The organism is Streptomyces colonosanans (assembly GCF_001866645.1).
Classification (GTDB): Bacteria; Actinomycetota; Actinomycetes; order Streptomycetales; family Streptomycetaceae; genus Streptomyces; species Streptomyces colonosanans.
Window position 1 is genome coordinate 115,888 of record NZ_MLYP01000006.1, and the last position, 21,889, is coordinate 137,776.

19 protein-coding genes are annotated in these 21,889 nt (G+C 69.6%); 4 read left to right on the top strand and 15 right to left on the bottom strand.

The annotated features are described in order from the left end of the window. Positions 1 to 79 precede the first annotated feature (79 nt). Both BIV24_RS02425 and BIV24_RS02430 read right to left on the bottom strand, forming a co-directional pair. Positions 80 to 1,435 carry a replication-associated recombination protein A gene (locus tag BIV24_RS02425; RefSeq protein WP_071364438.1) on the bottom strand — a complete coding sequence of 452 codons (1,356 nt, stop codon included), beginning with the start codon at positions 1,433 to 1,435 and terminating at the stop codon, positions 80 to 82. 76 nt (positions 1,436 to 1,511) lie between these two features. After that, positions 1,512 to 2,168: a vitamin K epoxide reductase family protein gene (locus BIV24_RS02430; RefSeq protein ID WP_071364532.1), complete on the bottom strand. Its 657-nt coding sequence runs from the start codon at positions 2,166 to 2,168 to the stop codon at positions 1,512 to 1,514. Between the two features lie 795 nt (positions 2,169 to 2,963). Between BIV24_RS02430 and BIV24_RS02435 the strand changes: the two genes are divergently transcribed. Both BIV24_RS02435 and BIV24_RS02440 read left to right on the top strand, forming a co-directional pair. Then, entirely contained in the window at positions 2,964 to 4,430 is a 1,467-nt protein-coding gene (locus BIV24_RS02435) for a phenylacetate--CoA ligase family protein (protein WP_143064551.1), read from the top strand. Beyond that, positions 4,427 to 5,368, top strand: coding sequence for a hypothetical protein (locus BIV24_RS02440; RefSeq protein WP_071364440.1), 942 nt, complete (start codon positions 4,427 to 4,429; stop codon positions 5,366 to 5,368). The genes BIV24_RS02435 and BIV24_RS02440 overlap by 4 nt, the downstream gene beginning before the upstream one ends. Before the next feature lie 82 nt (positions 5,369 to 5,450). Here BIV24_RS02440 and hisS read toward each other — a convergent pair whose 3' ends face one another. Together hisS and BIV24_RS02450 are read right to left on the bottom strand one after the other, a co-directional pair. Beyond that, positions 5,451 to 6,713: a histidine--tRNA ligase gene (hisS, locus tag BIV24_RS02445; RefSeq protein ID WP_071364441.1), complete on the bottom strand. Its 1,263-nt coding sequence runs from the start codon at positions 6,711 to 6,713 to the stop codon at positions 5,451 to 5,453. 13 nt (positions 6,714 to 6,726) lie between these two features. Continuing rightward, positions 6,727 to 7,434, bottom strand: coding sequence for an MBL fold metallo-hydrolase (locus tag BIV24_RS02450; RefSeq protein WP_071364442.1), 708 nt, complete (start codon positions 7,432 to 7,434; stop codon positions 6,727 to 6,729). 170 nt (positions 7,435 to 7,604) lie between these two features. Here BIV24_RS02450 and BIV24_RS02455 point away from each other — a divergent pair, with 170 nt between their 5' ends. Together BIV24_RS02455 and BIV24_RS02460 are read left to right on the top strand one after the other, a co-directional pair. Further along, a complete protein-coding gene (locus BIV24_RS02455) occupies positions 7,605 to 8,426 on the top strand; it encodes a peptidylprolyl isomerase (protein WP_071364443.1) in 822 nt (273 codons plus the stop codon). A 135-nt stretch (positions 8,427 to 8,561) separates the two neighbouring features. After that, positions 8,562 to 9,791 (top strand): DUF349 domain-containing protein, encoded by a 1,230-nt coding sequence (locus BIV24_RS02460; protein ID WP_071364444.1) that lies wholly within the window; start codon positions 8,562 to 8,564, stop codon positions 9,789 to 9,791. A gap of 70 nt (positions 9,792 to 9,861) precedes the next feature. Here BIV24_RS02460 and BIV24_RS02465 read toward each other — a convergent pair whose 3' ends face one another. The 11 genes from BIV24_RS02465 to pdxS all read right to left on the bottom strand — a co-directional run bounded on the left by BIV24_RS02465 (position 9,862) and on the right by pdxS (position 21,767). Further along, complete coding sequence (locus tag BIV24_RS02465) at positions 9,862 to 12,408, bottom strand: RelA/SpoT family protein (RefSeq protein ID WP_425442503.1); 2,547 nt, start codon at positions 12,406 to 12,408, stop codon at positions 9,862 to 9,864. Between the two features lie 205 nt (positions 12,409 to 12,613). Further along, positions 12,614 to 13,153, bottom strand: a complete 540-nt coding sequence (locus BIV24_RS02470) for an adenine phosphoribosyltransferase (RefSeq protein WP_071364445.1) — start codon at positions 13,151 to 13,153, stop codon at positions 12,614 to 12,616. Next, entirely contained in the window at positions 13,150 to 14,265 is a 1,116-nt protein-coding gene (gene secF / locus BIV24_RS02475) for a protein translocase subunit SecF (RefSeq protein WP_071364446.1), read from the bottom strand. The genes BIV24_RS02470 and secF overlap by 4 nt, the downstream gene beginning before the upstream one ends. A 3-nt stretch (positions 14,266 to 14,268) precedes the next feature. Further along, entirely contained in the window at positions 14,269 to 16,032 is a 1,764-nt protein-coding gene (gene secD / locus BIV24_RS02480) for a protein translocase subunit SecD (protein ID WP_071364534.1), read from the bottom strand. Positions 16,033 to 16,170: 138 nt separating this feature from the next. Next, positions 16,171 to 16,653 (bottom strand): preprotein translocase subunit YajC, encoded by a 483-nt coding sequence (gene yajC / locus BIV24_RS02485; RefSeq protein WP_071364447.1) that lies wholly within the window; start codon positions 16,651 to 16,653, stop codon positions 16,171 to 16,173. A 163-nt stretch (positions 16,654 to 16,816) separates the two neighbouring features. Further along, positions 16,817 to 17,899 carry a Holliday junction branch migration DNA helicase RuvB gene (gene ruvB / locus BIV24_RS02490; RefSeq protein WP_071364448.1) on the bottom strand — a complete coding sequence of 361 codons (1,083 nt, stop codon included), beginning with the start codon at positions 17,897 to 17,899 and terminating at the stop codon, positions 16,817 to 16,819. A 94-nt stretch (positions 17,900 to 17,993) separates the two neighbouring features. Continuing rightward, positions 17,994 to 18,599 (bottom strand): Holliday junction branch migration protein RuvA, encoded by a 606-nt coding sequence (ruvA, locus tag BIV24_RS02495; RefSeq protein WP_071364449.1) that lies wholly within the window; start codon positions 18,597 to 18,599, stop codon positions 17,994 to 17,996. Continuing rightward, entirely contained in the window at positions 18,596 to 19,126 is a 531-nt protein-coding gene (gene ruvC / locus BIV24_RS02500; RefSeq protein WP_071364450.1) for a crossover junction endodeoxyribonuclease RuvC, read from the bottom strand. The genes ruvA and ruvC overlap by 4 nt, the downstream gene beginning before the upstream one ends. Positions 19,127 to 19,409: 283 nt before the next feature. Next, positions 19,410 to 20,162, bottom strand: coding sequence for a YebC/PmpR family DNA-binding transcriptional regulator (locus tag BIV24_RS02505; protein ID WP_071364451.1), 753 nt, complete (start codon positions 20,160 to 20,162; stop codon positions 19,410 to 19,412). A 48-nt stretch (positions 20,163 to 20,210) separates the two neighbouring features. Next, entirely contained in the window at positions 20,211 to 20,819 is a 609-nt protein-coding gene (pdxT, locus tag BIV24_RS02510; RefSeq protein WP_071364452.1) for a pyridoxal 5'-phosphate synthase glutaminase subunit PdxT, read from the bottom strand. Positions 20,820 to 20,855: 36 nt separating this feature from the next. Beyond that, positions 20,856 to 21,767, bottom strand: coding sequence for a pyridoxal 5'-phosphate synthase lyase subunit PdxS (gene pdxS / locus BIV24_RS02515; RefSeq protein WP_071364453.1), 912 nt, complete (start codon positions 21,765 to 21,767; stop codon positions 20,856 to 20,858). Positions 21,768 to 21,889: the final 122 nt, after the last annotated feature.

Here is a 21,889-nt window from a genome sequence, read left to right on the forward strand (position 1 = left end):
GGGTGCCCATGGCCGCCTTCGACCCGGGGAATGGGCCCCGTCCGGTGGTCCGCTGGGCCCCGTCCGGTGGTCCGCTGGGTCAGGACCGGCGTCGGCCGAGGTGCTTGCGGGTCCACTCCACGGCGTCCGCGTACCGCGCCTCGGCACCGTGCCTGGTCGGGGTGTAGTACTCGCGGTCCCTGATCGCGTCCGGGGCGTACTGCTGGGCGGCGATGCCCTCCGGCAGGTCGTGCGGGTAGACGTACCCCTGGGCGTGGCCGAGTTTGGCCGCGCCCTTGTAGTGGCCGTCGCGCAGGTGCGGGGGCACGGGGCCGGCCAGTCCCTTGCGGACGTCCTCCAAGGCCGCGCCGATCGCCGTGGTCGCCGCGTTGGACTTGGGGGCCAGGGCGAGGGCGATGGTGGCATGGCTCAGGGTGAGCGCGGCCTCCGGGAAACCGATCATCGCGACGGCCTGGGCGGCCGCGACCGCGATCGGCAGCGCGTTCGGGTCGGCCAGGCCGATGTCCTCACTGGCGGAGATCATCAGACGGCGGGCGATGAAGCGGGGGTCCTCACCCGCCTCGATCATCCGGGCCAGGTAGTGCAGCGCGGCGTCTACATCCGAGCCCCGGATCGACTTGATCAGGGCACTCGCGACGTCGTAGTGCTGGTCGCCGTCGCGGTCGTACTTCACCGCGGCGCGGTCGACGGTCTGCTCCAGGGTCGTCAGACCGATCTCCGGCTCGCCCTTGTCCAAGGCGGCCCCGGCCGCGGCCTCCAGGGCGGTCAGGGCCCGGCGGGCGTCGCCGCCGGCGATCCGCAGCAGATGAGCCTCGGTGTCCTCGGGGAGCCCGACGGCGCCGCCCAGACCGCGCTCGTCGGTCAGGGCCCGGCGCAGCAGACCGCGCACGTCGTCGTCCGTGAGCGGTTCGAGGGTGAGCAGCAGGGAGCGGGACAGCAGCGGGGAGATCACCGAGAAGTACGGGTTCTCCGTGGTCGCCGCGATCAGGGTCACCCAGCGGTTCTCGACGGCCGGGAGCAGGGAGTCCTGCTGGGCCTTGCTGAAGCGGTGGATCTCGTCGAGGAAGAGGACGGTCTCCGTGCCGAAGCCGCCTATGGCCCGGCGGGCACCGTCGATCACCGCGCGGACCTCCTTCACGCCCGCGGTGATCGCCGACAGTTCGACGAAGCGCTTGTTGGTGGCCTTCGAGACGACGTACGCCAGCGTCGTCTTGCCGGTGCCGGGCGGGCCCCACAGGATCACCGAGGAGGGTCCGGCGGGGCCGCCGCCGGCCTCGCCGACCAGCCTGCGCAGCGGGGAGCCCGGCTTGAGCAGGTGCTGCTGGCCCACCACCTCGTCGAGGGTGCGCGGGCGCATGCGCACCGCCAGGGGACTACCGGTCGGGTCCTTCTCCTGGCGTTCTTCTGCGGCGGCGGTGAACAGGTCGGGCTCCACGCTCGAAACCCTATGTCACCTCACCGACAACACGGCCGGGGCCGGTGCCCCGCCCCGGGAACGCTTCGGCCACGGCTCAGGCCCAGAGCTGGCTGCCCCAGCGGGTCAGGATCAGCATGACGATGATGCCGCTGTGCGTGACCGGCAGAACCCAGGTGAACTCACTCAGGAAGTTCTTCAGCGGGCGCGGGGCGGGCAGGAAGTCGTTGCGGATGTTGAACGAGGTCACGTACCAGAACATGACGATCGTGGCGAGCCAGGCCAGCGCGCACCACAGGCACAGCGCGTTGATCCGGTACAGCGACTGGAACTGCAGCCAGGTGCAGAAGCCCACTCCGAAGAGCGTGCCGGCGTTGAGCGTCAGCCAGTACCAGCGCGGGAAGCGGGCGCCGACGAGCAGGCTCATGCCGACGCAGATGACGATGCCGTAGCAGACGAGGCCGAGCATCGGGTTGGGGAACCCGAAGACGCCTGCCTGCTTGCTCTCCATGATGTTGCCGCAGGAAATGATCGGGTTGAGGTTGCAACTGGGGACGACCGTCTTGCCGCTCACCTTGCCCTCGAGGATCTTGAACTTGTCGAGGGTGATGACCCATGCGGCGAGCACGCCGGCCGCACCGGTGATCACCAGCAACAGGGCGAACGCGCGGCTGCCGCCCACCGTCCTGGGCGCAACTGCGCGTTCCCGCTCGGTGGGCCCGGTGGAGACGTCCCTGACTGTCGTCTTGCTCATCACGCCGATTCCGATGCTCGAGAGGTGGACCTGCGGACTGGGGTCATTGTGCCGCACGCGCATGAGCGTCCACCGTTCGATGAACATACGGAAGTACGCACGGTCGCCCCGGAGCCTTCGATTGTGGCCGAGTCCGATGGCCATGACCACAGACGCGATCGGACTCGCGGTGGATGTACGGGGGCTGCGCAAGCAGTACGGGGACGTGACCGCGATCGACGATTCGATCTCGACATCGGGCGGGGCGAGGCGTTCGGCCTGCTCGGGGCCGCCATCGCGAGCGGGACGGGGGCGAGGTGTCCGTGCTCGGGGCGGATCCGGCACGGTGCACGCGCGCGGGGCGCCCGAAAGTGGGAATCGTCCGACAGGCCGAATCGGCGCCCGCGGAGTTGACGGGCCCGGCAGAACCTCGCCGAGGCGCTGCGCCTCGCGGCCGACGGCTGCACCGACCGCTGTTCATCGCGGAAGCACGACACATTGCGCTCGTGCTCGGGCAAACCACCGAGGGGGCGATAGAAACGCTCCATGCTGCTCAAGCTCGCCGTAAACACAGGTCAATTGAATGTTTGGCGACGGAAGCCCGATTACCCGACAAACTCTTGACAGTGGATAGTCCGCGCTTGAGCATCGTTGTGCCTCCGCTGACTGGTGGGGGCTCAGTCGACAAAAGAAACAGGGGGTTTTCGATGTCCGCGATCGTTTCCACGCTCAAGCACACGAAGTACGTCATGGGTTCCCTGGCTGCGGTGCTGTTCACAAACTGCCCCAGCTGACGCGGGAACGGGGTGGGTGGTCTTGGCCGCCCACCCCGGCATGGCGGGGAATCTGGACGGGCAGGGGAGGACCATGTTCGACGCGGGGATACGGCAGTTCCGGATGGCGCTGGCCATGGTGCTCGGCCGTCCGATCAACGTTCGCTCTGCCGAAAAGCTCGTCGATGACGCGCTGGCGACACTTGCCGAATTCGGCTCCCCTGGCGAGGACGTCGAACAGTTGCTGCGCGGCGCCGCCGCAGACCCGCAGATGCGTACCGACCTCACGAACAAGGCCCTGCGCCGCACCGCGAAGCGTCTCGTGGCCAAGTCGCCTTTCTACGCGGATCACTTCGCGGCAGCACGAGTCGACCCGGCCGCGCTGACCGTCGAGAACATCACCGCCGTGCCCGTCACCACCAAGGCCGACCTGGTCGAGCGGGCCCGCGACTTCCTGTGCAGCGAGCCCTTCCTCGCCTCCCGGACCACCGGGACGACGGGCCGGCCCACAGAGGTCTGGTACTCCCGCTACGAGGAACGTCTGTGGCCCGCGCTCGTCGCCCTCTCCCAGGTGCTGCGCGGCACCGTCCGTACCACCGACCTGGTCCAGTTCAACATCAGCTCCCGGGCGACCGGCACGGCGTACGCGGAGATGCAGGTCGCTCGCCTGTCAGGAGCGGCGATCCGCATGGTGGGCCTGGTCCCACCGGCCGAGACGCTGGACCTCATGACGGGGACCGGCCCGTCTGCGCCGACCCTGATGGTCACCTACCCGAGCTATCTGGGACAGCTGACCCGCCTGGCCCGCGAACGGGGACTCGGCCCCGCGGACTTCCGGCTGCGCCGCATCAACGTCGGCAGCGAAGTCCTCTCGCCCGCCCTCGCGGAGGCCTCCGAAAAGACCTTCGGCGCCCCCGTCCACGACGGCTACGGCATGACCGAGGTGACACCGGTGGCCGGCGCGATCTGCCGGCAGCGGCATCTCCACATCGACGCCGGCATCGGCCTCGTGGAGGTGTGCGACCTCGACACCGGGGCACCGGCCGCGCCCGGAGCGCTCGGCACGATCGTCGCCACTCCGTTCTTCCCGTATCGGGAGTGCATGCCGCTCTTCCGCTACGACACCCGAGACCTGGTGCGGCAGTTGCCCGACGCGCCGCTCACCTGCGAGATGGCGAACGTGCCGGCGACCTCGCACATCCTCGGAAAGGCGGACCATGTGCTGCGCACCCAGGACGGCCCGGTGACCCCGCGTCAGGTCATCGAGGTCCTCGACGCGCTGCCCGGCGCGTGCTGGCCCGTGCGCCACCGCGCCGACGTGGTGGACGGGCGGTTGCATGTGGAGGTGGCCGCCTCATCCGTGCCGGAGACGAGCGACATCGCACGTCACTTCGCCGAGGCCGGCCTCGACGTCACCGTCGACGTCGTACCGGGAGAAGGACGTGAGCTGCGGCGCTACCGCTGCGATCTGGTCGAGAACAGCTTCGCGTCCGCCGGGCGGGCCGCATGACCGCCGCACAGAACGCGTTCTTCGTCCTCGTGACCCTCGCCGTCGCCCTGGGCGTCTCGCTCGCCTCGATCGCCTACTTCCGGCGGGTCACGCTGCCCCGCCCGGCCGTCGGCGCCTTCAACGGCAACGACATGGTCATCATGATGGGCTTCGTCGTCGTACTGCCCTTCCTGTATCTCTCCCTTCCGGGCTGGCTGCTGCCGCCCGTGCTGGGGCTGACCCTGGCCGGTGGTCTCGCGGTCGGCTACGGGCCGGTCGTCCGCCGGGGAGCAGTGCGCTGGTCGCTCATCGCCGGTCTGCTGGTCGCCGACTGGCTCACCGCGCGCAGCGCCGACGACGACCCCACCCATGCCACGCCGTACTGGCTGGTCAACAGCCTGGTCATCATGCTGATGGCGGTCGGCGCCGCCAACCTCAACGCGCAGGGCGGCCTGAAGCTGCGGCACGTCTCCCGGTTCGCGCTGGCGCTCGCCATCTACGACCTGTTCTTCGCCACCGTCGTCCCCCTCACCCAGAAGCTGTTCGACGCGGTACAGGGCTACGCCTTCGCACCGTCGGCCGGGCTGCGCATCGGCGAGTTCGGCGCCGTCGTGGGCATGGGCGACCTCCTGGTGTACGCCCTCTTCACCACCGTGGCCTACAAGGCGTACGGACGTCAGGGCCTGGTCTTGGCCCTTTGCCTGGTCGCGGTGTTCGGAGCGCTCGCACCGACACTGGCACCGGTCACGGTCGAGGCCCTCACCGGACACCTTCCGAAGATCGTGCCCGCGCAGATCTTCTTCGGTCCGGCCGCGTTCGTCGGGTACCTCGTGCTGCGGCGGAGCGGCCCCGAGCGGCGCATGGCCGACGTCCGGCCGCCCGCGCGGCTCGCGCCGGCCGATGGAGAATTGCCGGCCCACGAAGAACTGGAGACCGCGGGCCCCCGCACTCGCCCGTGAGCCACCGCGGACGGGGCCTCCCCCACACACGCGGACGGGCCGGACAGTCACGCTGTCCGGCCCGTTGCGCTCCGCCGGTCCGTCAGCCGAGCCGCGCTTCCAGCTCCGCCACGATCTCGTTCGCGGCGACCGGCGTCTGCTCGCCGGACTCCATGTCCTTGAGCTGGACGATGCCCTCGGCAAGGTCCCGTTCGCCGGCGACGAGCGCGTAGCGCGCGCCGGAGCGGTTGGCCGCCTTCATCGCCGCCTTCAGGCCCTTCCCGCCGTACGCGAGGTCCGCCGCGAGGCCGGCCTTGCGCAGCTCGGTGACCTTGGCGAACAGCACACGGCGGGCCTCCTCGCCGAGCGGGACCGCGAACACGCTGGTGGCAGCCGGGATTTCGAGGTCGACGCCCTCGGCCTCAAGAGCGAGGACCGTGCGGTCGACGCCGAGCGCCCAGCCCACCGACGGGAGTGCCGGGCCGCCGATCATCTCGGACAGGCCGTCGTAGCGGCCGCCGCCGCCCACGGCGGACTGGGAGCCGAGGCCGTCGTGCACGAACTCGAAGGTGGTGCGGGTGTAGTAGTCCAGGCCGCGGACCAGCTTCGGGTCGTCCTCGAAGGCGACGCCCGCCGCGGTGATCAGCTCGCGGACCTCCTCGTGGTACGCCTTGCACGCGTCGCACAGGTAGTCGCGCAGCAGGGGCGCGCCGGTCAGCTGCTTCTGGACCGACTCACGCTTGTCGTCGAGGACCCGCAGGGGGTTGATGTCGACGCGACGGCGCGTGTCCTCGTCGAGGTCCAGGCCGCGCAGGAAGTCCTGGAGCGCGGCCCGGTAGACCGGACGGCACTCCTTGTCGCCCAGCGAGTTCAGCAGGATGCGGAAGTCGCGCAGGCCGAGCGAGCGGTACGCCTGATCGGCGAGGATGATCAGCTCGGCGTCCAGCGCCGGGTCCTCCGCGCCGATCGCCTCGGCGCCGACCTGGGAGAAGTGGCGGTAGCGGCCCTTCTGCGGGCGCTCGTAGCGGTAGTACGAGCCGGCGTACCAGAGCTTGACCGGGAGGTTGCCCGCCTTGTGCAGGTTGGCCTCCAGGGCCGCGCGCAGGACGGAGGCGGTGCCCTCGGGGCGCAGGGCGAGCCGGTCGCCGCCCTTGGTCTCGAAGGCGTACATCTCCTTGGTGACGATGTCGGTGGACTCGCCGACGCCGCGCGCGAAGAGTTCGACGTTCTCGAAGCCGGGGGTCTCGATGTAGCCGTAGCCGGAGTTGCGCAGGGGGGCGGCGATGGCCTCGCGCACCGCGAGGTACTTGGCGGAGTCCGGCGGGATCAGGTCGTAGGTGCCCTTGGGGGCCTTGAAGGTGCTCAACGTAGCTCTCTCGTCACATTCCTCGTCGGGGAGCCGCGGGGGCTCCCTGGCCGGCCGCCACCTGCCGCAGATAGGGGTTGGTGGCGCGCTCCTGGCCGATGGTCGTCTGGGCGCCATGGCCGGACAGGACCACGGTGGAGTCGTCGAGCGGCAGGCACACGCGCGCCAGCGACCCGAGCATGTCCTCCATGGATCCGCCCGGCAGGTCGGTGCGTCCGATGGAGCCGGCGAACAGCAGATCCCCGGAGAAGAAGACCGACGGGATGTCGGCGCTCTCGGGCATCCGGAAGGTCACCGACCCCTTGGTATGGCCCGGTGCGTGCGCGACGGAGAACTCCAGCCCGGCCAGGTCCAGTTTCGCGCCGTCGGTCAGTTCCCTGACGTCGTCGGGCTCCCCCACAGTCAGCTCGCCCATCAGCGGCATGCCGATGGACCGGCCGAGCGCCTTCTCGGGGTCGCTCATCATGTACCGGTCCTCGGGGTGGATCCAGGCCGGCACGTCGTGCGCGCCGCACACGGGGACGACCGAGGCCACATGGTCGATATGGCCATGGGTGAGGACGACCGCGACGGGCTTGAGCCGATGCTTCTTCAGTGCGTCCTCGACTCCCTGAGCGGCCTGGTGGCCCGGGTCGATGATCACGCACTCCTCACCCGCGGCGGGGGCGACGAGGTAACAATTCGTCCCCCAGGCCCCGGCGGGGAACCCGGCAATCAGCACGATCGTCCTTCGTTGTGTTGTAGGGAAGTGGTGGCTGGCTGTGGATCAGAGCCTACCGGCGCTGCCGTTTCCTCAGCGAACCCATATACGGTACGGGGCACACGCACGCGGACGGCACACCCGACGCACGCGTACCGGTCGGCGGACGAGACGCATGAGGAGACAACCCCGTGGTCAGCCAGGAACAGCGGCGGCGACAGCTCGCCCGGGAGAAGTTCTTGCGGCAGCAGCAGCGACGTACGGAGTCGCGGCGCAAGGCACGCACGCGTAATTCCGTGATCGCGTCGGTCCTCGGCGTGGTCCTGGTGGGCAGCGTGGTGTCCTATGCGGCGGGCGTCTTCAAGAGCGACGACGAGAAGGCCAACGCGGCCGCGGAGGTCTCCCCGAGCGCCTCGGCGACCAGCAAGGCGCCGGACCCGTGCGAAAAGCCCGCCGCGGGCAAGGTCAAGTCGCTGAGCTGGAAGAAGGAGCCGGCGATGGCCATCGACACGTCGGCGAAGTACACGATGAAGCTGGCGACCACGTGCGGTGACATCGGCATCGCGATGAAGACGGCGGCGGCCCCGCACACCGTCAACTCGTTCGACTTCCTGGCGGGCAAGGGCTTCTTCGACCACACCAAGTGCCACCGGCTCACCACCAACGGCATCTACGTGCTGCAGTGCGGTGACCCGAAGGGCATGGGCAACGGCGGTCCCGGCTACACCATTCCGGACGAGAACCTCAAGGACAAGAGCCTGAAGGCGAACGTGTATCCGGCGGGCACGGTCGCGATGGCGAACACCGGGCAGCCGCACTCCGGCGGCAGTCAGTTCTTCCTGGTGTACCAGGACAGTCAGTTGCCGCCCAACTACACACCGTTCGGGACCATCGACGCTGCGGGCCTGAAGGTGCTGAAGAAGATCGCCGCGGCCGGAGAGAGCACCGGCGCAGGTGACGGCGCGCCGAACGCGACCGTGGTGATCAACAAGGCGACTGTGACGAAATCTTGAGCGCCAACTGCGAAATTTCGGTCGCGCGGGATGCGGACAGCCGCCCCGCCGGTCGCCTATGTTGGCCGTGACGAAACTGTGGACGATGCCCGGGGGTGCACAAGCCCTCTGCAGGCATCATGTGGAGGAGGCGCTGTGAGCAGCGACCCGTGGGGCCGCGTCGACGAGACGGGGACCGTGTACGTGCGGACGGCCGACGGAGAGCAGGTCGTCGGTTCCTGGCAGGCCGGCTCCCCTGAGGAGGCGTTGGCCTACTTCGAGCGCAAGTACGAGGGCCTGGTTGTCGAGATCGGCCTCCTCGAGCGGCGAGTGCGGACCACCGACCTGTCGGCGAAGGACGCCCAGGCTGCGATCGACCACCTGCGCGAGCAGGTGGACGCGCACCACGCGGTGGGCGACCTGGGGGCGCTGCGGGCCCGCCTGGACAAGCTCGTGGAGACCGTCGAGGCGCGCCGTGAGGAGCGTAAGGCGCAGCGGGCCAAGCAGTCCGACGAGGCGCGGCACGCCAAGGAGGCGCTGGTCGTCGAGGCGGAGGAGCTGGCGCAGTCCGAGCAGTGGCGGTCGGCCGGTGAGCGGCTGCGGGCGCTGGTGGACACCTGGAAGGGGCTGCCGCGTCTGGACCGCAAGTCGGACGACGAGCTGTGGCACCGCTTCTCGCACGCCCGCTCGGCGTTCTCCAAGCGCCGCAAGGCGCACTTCGCGCAGCTGGACGCGCAGCGCGAGGATGCCCGCAAGATCAAGGAGAAGCTGGTCGCCGAGGCCGAGGCGCTGTCGAACTCGACGGACTGGGGTCCGACGGCGGCGCGCTACCGCGAGCTGATGGCGGACTGGAAGGCCGCGGGCCGTGCCCAGCGCGAGCACGAGGACGACCTGTGGAACCGGTTCCGCGGCGCCCAGGACGTGTTCTTCGCCGCGCGCAGCACGATCTTCGCGGAGCGTGACGCCGAGCAGGCCGAGAACCTCAAGCTGAAGGAGGAGTTGGCCGGGGAGGCGGAGAAGCTGCTGCCGGTCACGGACCTGAAGGCCGCACGGTCCGCCTTCCGCTCGATCAACGAGCGCTGGGAGGCCATCGGCCATGTGCCGCGCGAGGCCCGCCCGAAGATCGAAGGCCGGATGCACGCGGTCGAGCGGGCCATCCAGGAGTCCGAGGAAGCCGAGTGGCGCCGCACGAACCCGGAGGCGCGTGCGCGTGCCGCGGGTCTCACCGGCCAGTTGCAGGCGGCCGTGGACAAGCTGAAGGGCCAGATCGAGCAGGCTCGGGCCGCGGGCAACACCGCGAAGGCCGAGAAGCTGGAGAAGGAGCTGGAGGGCCGTCAGGCGCTCCTGGACCAGGCGCTCAAGGGCCTGCAGGAGTTCGGCGGCTGACATCCCGTCGGCTCGTACGAAAGGGGCTCCCGTACCTGTACGGGAGCCCCTTTCCTGTAGGCGTTCGGGGTTACGGCCTGCGGGCCGACGTCACGCGGTAGACGTCGTACACGCCCTCCACACCGCGTACCGCCTTCAGGACGTGGCCCAGGTGTTTCGGGTCACCCATCTCGAAGGTGAAACGGGAGGTGGCCACGCGGTCGCGGGACGTCTGGACCGCGGCCGAGAGGATGTTGACGTGCTGGTCGGACAGGACCCGGGTGACGTCCGAGAGCAGTCGCGAGCGGTCCAGCGCCTCCACCTGGATCGCCACCAGGAAGACCGACGACTGCGTCGGGGCCCACTCCACCTCGAGGATGCGTTCCGGCTCACGCGACAGTGACTCCACGTTGACGCAGTCGCTACGGTGAACCGAGACGCCGCTGCCTCGTGTGACGAAGCCGATGATGCGGTCGCCGGGGACGGGCGTACAGCAGCGGGCCAGTTTGACCCACACGTCCTCGACGCCCTTGACGACGACACCGGGGTCCTGGCTGCGGCGCCGCTTGCGGCCGCGGCCCCGGCCCGCCGGAACGGCCTCGTCGATCTCCTCGGTGGCCGCCTCCTCGCCGCCGAGCGCCTGCACCAGCTTCTGCACGACGTTCTGCGCGGCGACATGACCCTCACCGATCGCCGCGTACAGCGACGAGATGTCCGGGTAGCGCATCTCGTGGGCCAGGGTCACGAGCGAGTCGCCGGTCAGGATGCGCTGGATCGGCAGGTTCTGCTTGCGCATGGCCCGCGCGATCGCGTCCTTGCCCTGCTCGATCGCCTCGTCGCGGCGCTCCTTGGAGAACCAGGCCCGGATCTTGTTGCGGGCACGCGGCGACTTCACGAAGCCGAGCCAGTCGCGGGAGGGGCCCGCGCCGGTTGCCTTGGAGGTGAAGACCTCCACCAGGTCGCCGTTGTCCAGGGTGGACTCCAGCGGAACCAGACGGCCGTTGACCCTGGCCCCAATCGTGCGGTGGCCGACCTCCGTGTGGACGGCGTACGCGAAGTCCACCGGCGTGGCACCGGCCGGCAGCGCTATGACGTCGCCCTTCGGGGTGAAGACGAAGACCTCGTTGCGGGACAGGTCGAAGCGCAGGGACTCCAGGAACTCGCCGGGGTCCTCGGTCTCCTTCTGCCAGTCCAGCAACTGCCGCAGCCACGCCATGTCGTTGATGGCGTCCTTGTCCTTGCCGGAGGTCTTCGGCGCGTCCGTACGGACCTTGGAGGCGCCCGCGACGGCCTCCTGCTTGTACTTCCAGTGCGCGGCGATGCCGTACTCGGCGCGACGGTGCATGTCGAACGTACGGATCTGGAGTTCGACGGGCTTGCCGTTGGGACCGATCACCGTCGTGTGCAGCGACTGGTACATGTTGAACTTGGGCATCGCGATGTAGTCCTTGAACCGCCCCGGAACCGGGTTCCAGCGGGCGTGGACCGTGCCCAGCGCCGCGTAGCAGTCGCGGACCGTGTCGACGAGGACGCGGATGCCCACCAGGTCGTAGATCTCCGCGAAGTCACGGCCGCGGACGATCATCTTCTGGTAGACGCTGTAGTAGTGCTTCGGGCGGCCGGTGACGGTCGCCTTGATGCGGGCCGCGCGCAGGTCGGCCTGGACCTCGTCGGTCACTATGGCGAGGTACTCGTCGCGTTTGGGGGCGCGCTCGGCGACCAGGCGGACGATCTCGTCGTACATCTTGGGGTAGAGGATCGCGAAGGCGAGGTCCTCGAGTTCCCACTTGATGGTGTTCATGCCCAGCCGGTGGGCGAGCGGCGCGTAGATCTCCAGAGTCTCGCGCGCCTTCTTCTCCTGCTTCTCGCGCTTGAGGTAGCGCATGGTGCGCATGTTGTGCAGGCGGTCGGCGAGCTTGATCACCAGGACGCGCGGGTCCTTGGCCATGGCGACGACCATCTTGCGCACGGTCTCGGCCTGCGCGGCCTCGCCGAACTTGACCTTGTCCAGCTTGGTGACGCCGTCGACGAGCAGGGCGACGGTGTCGCCGAAGTCGCGGCGCAACTGGTCGAGGCCGTACTCGGTGTCCTCGACGGTGTCGTGCAGCAGGCCCGCCATCAGGGTGGCCGGGTCCATGCCCAGCTCGGCGAGGATCGTGGTGACCGCAAGCGGGTGGGTGATGTACGGGTCGCCGCTCTTGCGCTTCTGCCCGCGGTGCCAGCGCTCGGCCACCTGGTAGGCGCGCTCGACCTGGCGGAGCGTCGCCGCGTCGATCTTCGGGTCGTTGCCGCGCACTATGCGCAGCAATGGCTCCAGCACCGGGTTGTACGGATTGGCGCGCTGCACACCGAGGCGGGCGAGGCGGGCGCGGACACGGTTGGAGGAGCCGGAGCGGGCGGGCGCGGCCGGGGACGGACGGACCGCCGGGGAGCGCTCCGCCGAGGCCGACTTGGGGCGTGACTGCTCGGCCGGCTGGTCACCCGGCGTGGACTGGGCGTGCTCTACCGTCCCGCGTGGGGCGTTCTTCGCGCTGCGCGCGGGCGTGGCCGCCGCCTTCGGCGCCGCTTCGGGCTTGGCGGCTGTGGGCACCCCCAGGCGTTCGGCTCTGGGAGTACGTGGCTGGGCCTCGTCTGGCAAGAGGGCTCCTCATGCGCGATCCGGGTCCCCCGGTCAGGCTCCGGAGATCCCATGGTAGCGATCCCGGGCTCCGGGATCGCCTCCAGGCCGCTGAGACGGCCTTCCACCGCTGCAACGTCTGAGGCGGGCGCCGGATTCCTCCGGGCCCGCCTCGTGACGTCGTACGGCCTTCCCGTGCCTGGCACGGGGGTGTGCCGCGAACGTCTCAGACCTGCAGCAGCGCCTCCAGCGGAGCGCCTTCCAGGGCGGGCTCCAGACGGGCACGCCCGCCGAGGAAGCCCAGCTCCATCAGCACGCACACACCCGCGACCTGGGCGCCCGCACGGCGGATGAGCCGGAGGGAGGCCTCGGCGGTGCCGCCGGTGGCGAGGACGTCGTCGATGACCATCACGCGGTCGGCCGCGGACAGGTCCTCGGCGTGCACCTCGATCTCGGCCGAGCCGTACTCCAGGTCGTACGCCTGGCTGAGGGTGGCTCCGGGGAGCTTGCCCGCCTTGCGCACGGGGATGAAGCCGACGCCGGCGCGGACGGCGACCGGGGCGCCCAGGATGAAGCCACGGGCCTCCAGGCCGACGATCTTCGTCGCGCCGTGCTCCAAGGCCAGCTCCGCCAGCGTGTCCGTGAGCGCCGTGAACGCCGCCGGGTCCGCCAGCAGCGGGGTGATGTCCTTGAACACCACACCCGGTGCCGGGTAGTCGGCCACATCACGGATACGGCTGAGCAGGAGTTCCTTTATGTCGGTCATCGACGCTTTCCTGAGGGTCGGCCGCGCCCGCGATTGCGGGCGGCGGGCTGGTTGCGCTGGCCGACGACCGCGGGTGCGACGTCCTCCGGCTCGTCGTCGAGCGGACCACCGGCGGTCCCCGCCTCGACCAGCTCCTCCTCGACCGTGGCCTGGGCACGCTTGGCGAGGACACGCTTCTTGAGGGCCTTCATCTGCGGCTCGCGCTCCTTGAGGTCGGCGACGATCGGCGTGGCGATGAAGATCGACGAGTAGGCACCGGCCGCGAGGCCGACGAACAGCGACAGCGAGATGTCGTTGAGCGTGCCCGCGCCGAGGACGCCGCCGCCGATGAACAGCAGGCCGGCGACCGGCATCAGCGCCACCGCGGTGGTGTTGATCGAGCGGATCAGCGTGGCGTTGATCGAACGGTTGGCGATCTCGCCGTAGGTCCAGCGGGTCTGCTTGGTGATGTCCTTCGTCGATTCCTTGAGGCTGTCGAACACGACGACCGTGTCGTACAGCGAGTAACCGAGGATCGTCAGCAGACCGATGACCGTGCCGTTCGTCACCTCGAAGCCGACGAGGGCGTAGACGCCGACCGTGATGGTGATGTCGTGGATCAGCGCGACGAGGGCCGCGATGGCCATGCGCCACTCGAAGGCGATCGCCAGGTAGATCACCACGAGCACCATGAAGATCGCCAGACCCTGCCAGGCCTTGTTCGCGATCTGCTCACCCCAACTCGGGCCCACCAGGTCGGCGTTGATCTTCTCCGCGTCGACCTTCAGATCCTTGGCGAGTTCCGCCTTGATGTGGTCGGCCTTGGAGGTGTCGATCCCGGCGACCTGGATGCGCAGACCGCCCGTGCCGAGCTTCTGTACGACCGCTTCGTGGCCGGAGGAGTCCTGGGCGTACGTCTCGGCCTGCGCCACGGAGACGCTGGTCTTCGGGGTGGTGAAGACGGCACCGCCCTGGAACTCGATGCCCATGTTCAGGCCCCGCACCGTCAGGCCGAGGATGGCCGTGATGGTGATCAGGATCGAGATTCCGTACCAGATCTTGCGGTTGCGGACGAAGTCGTAGCCGACTTCGCCTCGGTGGAGCCTGGCGCCGAGGTTGCCGAGCTTCGACATCTCTCACGCCTCCTTCGGGTCGACGGGGGCGGAGGGGCGACGGGTACGCCGCAGGGGCGGCTTGGCGCCGAGGCGCTTCGGGTCGAGGCCGGACCAGCTGTGGCCGTCCGCGAAGAACTTCCGGCGGGCGAGGATCGTCATCAGCGGCTTGGTGAACAGGAAGACGACCACCACGTCGAAGACCGTGGTCAGGCCGAGCGTGAACGCGAAGCCCTGGACCTTGCCGACGGTGACGACGAACAGCACCGCGGCGGCCAGGAACGACACGAAGTCGGAGACCAGGATGGTGCGCCGGGCGCGCGGCCAGGCCCGCTCGACGGAGGGGCGCAGCGAGCGGCCCTCGCGGATCTCATCCCTTATGCGTTCGAAGAACACGATGAACGAGTCCGCCGTGATACCGATCGCGACGATGGCGCCGCAGACCGCCGGCAGGTTCAGCGCGAAGCCGATGGTCGGGCCGAGCAGCGACATGATCACGTAGGTCAGAGCGGCGGAGACCAGCAACGAGGTGATCGCGATCAGCGACAGGCCCCGGTAGTAGACCACCAGATAGAGGATGACCAGGGCGAGGCCGATCGCGCCGGCGATCAGACCGGCGTTCAGCTGCTCACCACCGAGCGCGGCGGTGACGGTGGTGACGCTCTGCTCCTCGAAGGAGAGCGGGAGCGCGCCGTACGACAGGACGTTCGCCAGGTTCTTCGCCTCGGTCTGGTCGAAGCTGCCGCTGATCTCGGCGTTGCCGCCGGTCAGCGCCTGCCTGACGTACGGGTCGGAGACGACCTCGCCGTCGAGGACGATGGCGAACTGGTTCTGCGGCGACTGCTGCTGCGCCAGCTTGCCGGTGATGTCCGCGAACTTCTTGGTCCCCGCGGACGTGAAGTCCATCGTGACCTTCCAGCCCCCGGCGCCCTGAGTGTCAAAGACCGCCTGGGCCTTCTTCACATCCGTGCCGGCGAGCTCGGCCGGGCCGAGGACGTACTTCTGCCACTGCTTCTGCCCGTTCTGGCCGCAGGCCAGGGTGGGCTCGTTGGGCTTGGCGCCCACACCGGCATGGGCGCGGACGGCCGGGTCGGCGCAGTTCAGCTTGGCGTACTCCTGCTGGAGCTTGGCGGCGCTGTCGGAGCCGCTCGCCGAGGGGGAGGCGCTGGCGGAGGCCTTGGTGCTCGGGGAGGCGGACGCGGACGGCGAGGTCGTGGCGTCGGCCTTCAGCGCGTCGGTGAGCGCGCGGCCCTGCGAGGTGGCTCCGGCCGACGCGGTCGCGGAGCTGGAGGAAGTCGCGGAGCTGGACGGGGACGCCGTGCTGGTGGCCTTCTTCGCGGGGCTGCCGGAGGGGCTCGGCGTCGGGCTGGCCGGGGCAGGTGCACCGACGGGCTCGGTGGCCAGGACAGGACGGAAGTAGAGCTTGGCCGTGGTGCCGACCTGCTCTCGGGCCTGCTGGGAGTTCGTGCCCTTGGGGATGTTGACGATGATGTTGCGATCGCCCTGGGTCTGGACCTCCGCCTCGGAGACGCCCAGACCGTTGACGCGGCGCTCCATGATGTCGACCGCGGTGTCCAGGTTCGTCTTGTTGATCGCGGATTCCTGGCCGCTCTTCGCCTTGAGCGTGATGCTCGTGCCGCCGGCGAGGTCGATGCCGAGACGCGGGGTGGTGTGCCCGGAGGCGAACATTCCCCCGGTGAGCGCCACGATGGCGATCAGGATGAGAGCCAGCGAGCGCCCCGGCTTACCCTGGGCGCTCGCGCTCTGGCCCTTCTTCGGTGCTGCCACCTTCTCGTACTCCCTCTCGGGCCGCCCGGCGCCGTGCGGGCGCGTGGGCGGCCATGACATGGTGTCGGGACTCCGTGCGAGAACGACACGTCCCGGGAGCACGGCACGAACGGATCGCGCCGTGCTCCCGGGGCGTGACTACTTCGCGTCGGACTCGCCGTCGGACTTCTTGGGCTCCGCTGCGTCGGCCTTCGCGTCAGCCACCTCGTCGTCCGCGTCCTTCTTGCCGAGGTCGACGGTCTTGTCGCCGGAAGAGGCGTCGGCGGCGGGCTCGTCGGTCTCGGTGAGGGAGGACGCGTCGTCCGGAACGACGGCGCCGTCGGCCTTCAGGTCGTGCTCGATGCCGTGGACGATGCGGTTGTACTCATCGTCGGAGAGGACAGCGCCGATCGAGTTCTTCGCGAAAAGCAGCTCCACGCCCGGGCCCGCGTCGAGGAGAACCGTGTCGTCGTTGACCTCCTTGACGGTTGCGTACATGCCCCCGATGGTGCGGACGCCGCTGCCAGGCTGCATCTCATTGCGCATCTGCGCGGCCTGCTGCTGCTTCTTCTTGGCCGAGCGGGTCATCAGGAACATCAGCCCGATGATCAAGATGAGCGGGAGGAATGCGTTGATACTCACGGGACGGGATTTCCTTCGCACGACCGCTCGATCGGCGGCCTGGTGGACGGGGGTTGTCAGCGCCACCCACAGAGGCGGCATCGGCGGAGTCTAAGCGAGTCCGCACGTAAGGAACAACGCCCAGCATGGCACCCGGGTTCCTGACCGCGCGCGTCCCGCGCCGTCACGTCCCGAACAGGTCCTGTTGTCCGTTTCCCCCGGTCGCTCCGCCGGTCGCCCCGTGAGGTGCGGTGAGACCGAGGTGCGCCCAGGCGGCCGGGGTCGCCACGCGTCCCCGCGGGGTACGGGCGAGCAGCCCCTCCCGCACGAGGAACGGCTCGGCGACCTCTTCTACGGTCTCGCGCTCCTCCCCCACCGCCACGGCCAGCGTGGACAGGCCGACGGGGCCGCCGGCGAAGAGCTTGAGCAGGGCCTGCAGAACGGCGCGGTCGAGGCGGTCGAGACCACGGGAGTCGACCTCATAGACGGACAGGGCGGCCGCCGCAATCTCCTTCGTGATCACGCCGTCGGCCTTGACCTGCGCGTAGTCCCGTACGCGGCGCAGCAGCCGGTTGGCGATACGGGGCGTGCCCCGGGAGCGGCCGGCGATCTCGGCGGCGCCGGCGGCGGCGATCTCGACATCGAGCAGATGCGCCGAGCGGTGGATGACGCGCTCCAGCTCGGCGGGCTCGTAGAACTCCATGTGCGCCGTGAAGCCGAAGCGGTCGCGCAGCGGAGGCGGCAGCAGGCCCGCGCGCGTAGTGGCGCCGACCAGGGTGAACGGTGGCAGTTCGAGGGGGATGGCAGTGGCGCCGGGGCCCTTGCCGACGATGACGTCGACGCGGAAGTCCTCCATCGCCATGTACAGCATCTCCTCGGCGGGCCGGGACATGCGGTGGATCTCGTCGAGGAAGAGGACCTCGCCCTCCTGGAGGGAGGAGAGGATCGCCGCTAGGTCGCCCGCGTGCTGGATGGCGGGGCCGCTGGTGATGCGGATGGGGGCGCCCATCTCGGCCGCGATGATCATCGAGAGGGTGGTCTTGCCGAGGCCGGGGGCACCGGACAGAAGCACGTGGTCGGCGGTGGCGCCGCGTGCCCGAGCCGCGCGCAGCACGAGGTCGAGCTGCTCGCGGACCTTCTCCTGGCCGATGAACTCGTCCAGGTCCTTGGGGCGCAGGGCGGCCTCGACGGCCTGGTCCTCTCGGTCGGCGGACGCTCCGACGAGCCGCTCGGGGGCGGGGGTGTCGGTGGTGTCGTCCCAGTTCATTGCGTGTGCCTCGGGGGTCGCGGTGGGTTCGGTCTGCGAGAGGGCGCCTGCCGGCAGGCCGTTTCGGGTGCCGGGTTCCGGGGGCGCCGTCCGGTCAGTGCGCTCTGTTCAGGGTCCGCAGGGCCGCCTTGAGGAGTGCTCCCACCTGGGGCGTGCCCGCGGCGGCCTCGGCCTGCGGGGCGACCGCTGCGACGGCCTCGTCCGCCTCGCGGGTGGCGTACCCGAGGCCGATCAGGGCGGCGTGCAGCTGGTCGCGCCAGCCGGAGGTGACCGGCGCGCCGATCACGGGAGCGCCGACCGGCTCGCCGAGGCGGTCCTTCAGATCCAGCAGCAGCTTCTGGGCCCCCTTCTTGCCGATGCCGGGGACAGCGGTGAGCGCCTTCTCGTCACCGGTCGCCACGGCGCGGCGCAGCGCGTCCGGTGTGTGCACGGCCAGCATCGACTGGGCCAGGCGCGGGCCGACGCCGCTCGCGGTCTGCAGCAGCTCGAACACCTGACGCTCGTCGTCGTCCGCGAAGCCGTACAGCGTGAGCGAGTCCTCGCGCACGACCAGGGACGTGGCGAGCTTGGCCTGCTGGCCGGTCCGGAGCCCCGAGAGCGTGTTCGGCGTGCACTGGACGGCGATGCCGATGCCGCCCACCTCGACCACCGCGGAGTCCGGGGCGAGGGCGGCGACCGGGCCGCTGACGAAGGCGATCATGCGGAACGGCCTTTCGATGTGTGCAGGGCGACGGCCTGCTGGAGTCGGTTCTGGGCGGGCGCGCGCCAGATGTGGCAGATGGCGAGGGCGAGGGCGTCGGCGGCGTCGGCGGGTCTGGGCGGTGCGTCGAGCCGGAGCAGCCGGGTGACCATGGCGCCGACCTGGGCCTTGTCGGCACGTCCTGTGCCGGTGACGGCGGCCTTCACCTCGCTGGGCGTGTGCAGGGCGACGGGGATGCCGCGGCGGGCCGCGCAGAGCATGGCGACGGCACTGGCCTGTGCGGTGCCCATCACCGTCCGCACGTTGTGCTGGCTGAACACCCGTTCCACGGCGACATACTCGGGGTGGTGTTCGTCCAGCCACCCTTCGATGCCCTGTTCGACGGCGACGAGGCGGTGGGCAAGGTCCGCGTCCACGGGCGTACGGACGACGCCGACACCGAGCATGGTCAGCGGTCGTCCGGGAACGCCCTCGACCACGCCGACCCCGCATCGCGTCAGCCCCGGGTCCACCCCCAGTACGCGCACCGGCACCCCTCCTTCGATCGCCCCCAGCCACGGCTGGGCGGTATCCCCAGTTCGTGCAGGCTATCGGGTGCCACTGACAACGCCCGGCAAAGCGACGGGCCGACGGGCGTTGTCCCGTCGGCCCGTGCAGCCCAGTGCCCCAACAGGCAACGCTCGCCCCTTCGCGACGCCCGGCACGCCTCCCCCAAGCTCTTCGAGCAGGGGGACCCCCAGAGCGGGAGGTGCCCCCACGACGCCGCTCCTTGACGGGCGAACGTTGCCTGCCGGGGCACTGACAGCGGCGTTACGCCCCGACCTGCTCCATGATCTCGTCGCTGACGTCGAAGTTGGCGAAGACGTTCTGCACGTCGTCACTGTCCTCCAGCGCGTCGATCAGCTTGAAGATCTTCTTGGCGCCCTCCTCGTCCAGCTCGACCTGGACGGACGGCACGAAGTTGGCCTCGGCGGAGTCGTAGTCCATCCCGACCTCCTGGAGCGCGGTGCGAACCGCGACCAGGTCGGTGGCCTCGCTGATCACCTCGAAGGACTCACCGAGGTCGTTGACCTCCTCGGCGCCCGCGTCGAGCACGGCACCCAGGACGTCGTCCTCGGTCAGCTCGCCCTTGGGGACGATCACCACGCCCTTACGGCTGAACATGTACGAGACCGAGCCGGGGTCGGCCATGGAGCCGCCGTTGCGGGTCATGGCGACGCGGACATCGGAGGCGGCGCGGTTGCGGTTGTCGGTGAGGCACTCGATGAGCACCGCGACACCGTTCGGACCGTAGCCCTCGTACATGATCGTCTCGTAGTCGGCGCCACCGGCCTCCAGGCCCGCGCCGCGCTTGATCGCCGAGTCGATGTTCTTGTTCGGAACCGACTGCTTCTTCGCCTTCTGCACGGCGTCGTACAGCGTCGGATTGCCGTCCACGTCGGCGCCGCCCATGCGCGCCGCAACCTCGACGTTCTTGATCAGCTTCGCGAAGAGCTTGCCGCGCTTGGCGTCGATGACGGCCTTCTTGTGCTTCGTCGTGGCCCATTTAGAGTGGCCGGACATCTGCCTGTCTCCTTCGCGTAACCCATCTCTGTACGAACGCCAGAGATCCTACAAGGACTCCCGTGTCCGCCTGGCGCGAACCATGTCGACAAAGAGGGCGTGCACACGGTGGTCGCCGGTCAACTCCGGGTGGAACGACGTGGCGAGCGCGTCGCCCTGGCGTACGGCGACGATGTGACCGTCGTGCTCGGCGAGCACCTCGGTCTCGGCACCGACGGACTCGACCCAGGGGGCGCGGATGAAGACGCCCTCTACAGGATCGCCCTCGACCCCCTTGACGTCGACCGCCGCCTCGAAGGACTCGTTCTGCCGTCCGAAGGCGTTGCGGCGCACGATCATGTCGATGCCGCCGATGGTCTCCTGGCCCGAGCGCGGGTCGAGGATCTTGTCCGCGAGCATGATCATGCCCGCGCAGGTGCCATAGACGGGCATGCCGTCCCGCACGCGCGCGCGAAGGGGTTCCATCACTCCGAAGAGGACGGCCAGCTTGGAGATGGTGGTGGACTCGCCACCGGGGATGACGAGGCCATCGACCTCGGCGAGCTCTGCGGGGCGCCGCACCGGCCTGGCCACGGCGTCGGCCGCGGCCAGGGCGATGAGGTGCTCCCGTACGTCGCCCTGGAGGGCCAGGACGCCTACGACGGGTGCGTCAGTCATGTACGTGCTGTCCTGTACGTCGTGTCTACTGCCGTCTCACCAGCCGCGGTTGGCGTAGCGCTCGGCCTCGGGGAGGGTGTCGCAGTTGATGCCGACCATGGCCTCGCCCAGGTTGCGGGACGCCTCCGCGATGATCTTGGGGTCGTCGTAGAAGGTGGTCGCCTTCACGATGGCGGCGGCACGCTTGGCGGGGTCGCCGGACTTGAAGATGCCAGAGCCGACGAAGACGCCCTCGGCACCGAGCTGACGCATCAGGGCGGCGTCGGCCGGGGTGGCCACACCACCGGCGGAGAACAGCACGACCGGCAGCTTGCCCAGCTCGGCGACCTCCTTGACCAGCTCGTACGGGGCACGCAGCTCCTTGGCGGCGGCGTACAGCTCGTGGTTGTCGAAACCGCGCAGCTTGGCGATCTCGTTCTTGATCTGCCGCAGGTGGCGGACGGCCTCGACGACGTTGCCGGTGCCGGCCTCGCCCTTGGAGCGGATCATGGCGGCACCCTCGGCGATGCGGCGCAGGGCCTCGCCCAGGTTGGTCGCGCCACAGACGAAGGGGGTGGTGAAGGCCCACTTGTCGGAGTGGTTGACCTCGTCGGCCGGGGTGAGGACCTCTGACTCGTCGATGTAGTCGACGCCGAGGGACTGGAGGACCTGGGCCTCGACGAAGTGGCCGATCCGCGACTTCGCCATCACGGGGATGGACACGGCGTCGATGATGCCCTCGATCATGTCCGGGTCGGACATGCGGGCCACCCCGCCGTCCTTGCGGATGTCGGCCGGGACCCGCTCCAGGGCCATGACGGCGACGGCGCCCGCGTCCTCGGCGATCTTCGCCTGCTCCGGCGTGACGACGTCCATGATCACGCCGCCCTTGAGCTGCTCGGCCATGCCGCGCTTGACACGGGCGGTGCCAGTCTCGGGGGTCTGGGGGGTGGAGAGCGCGCTGGACACGGGTTTCGACCTCACTCTGGGAAGAGGGAATTCTGCTGGACCGAGAAAACGGGAAAGCAGCAGGCCACAGCAAGGGCCAATAGGGAGCGAGTGGATCGTTTTGCCCGGGAGCCGGGGGTACG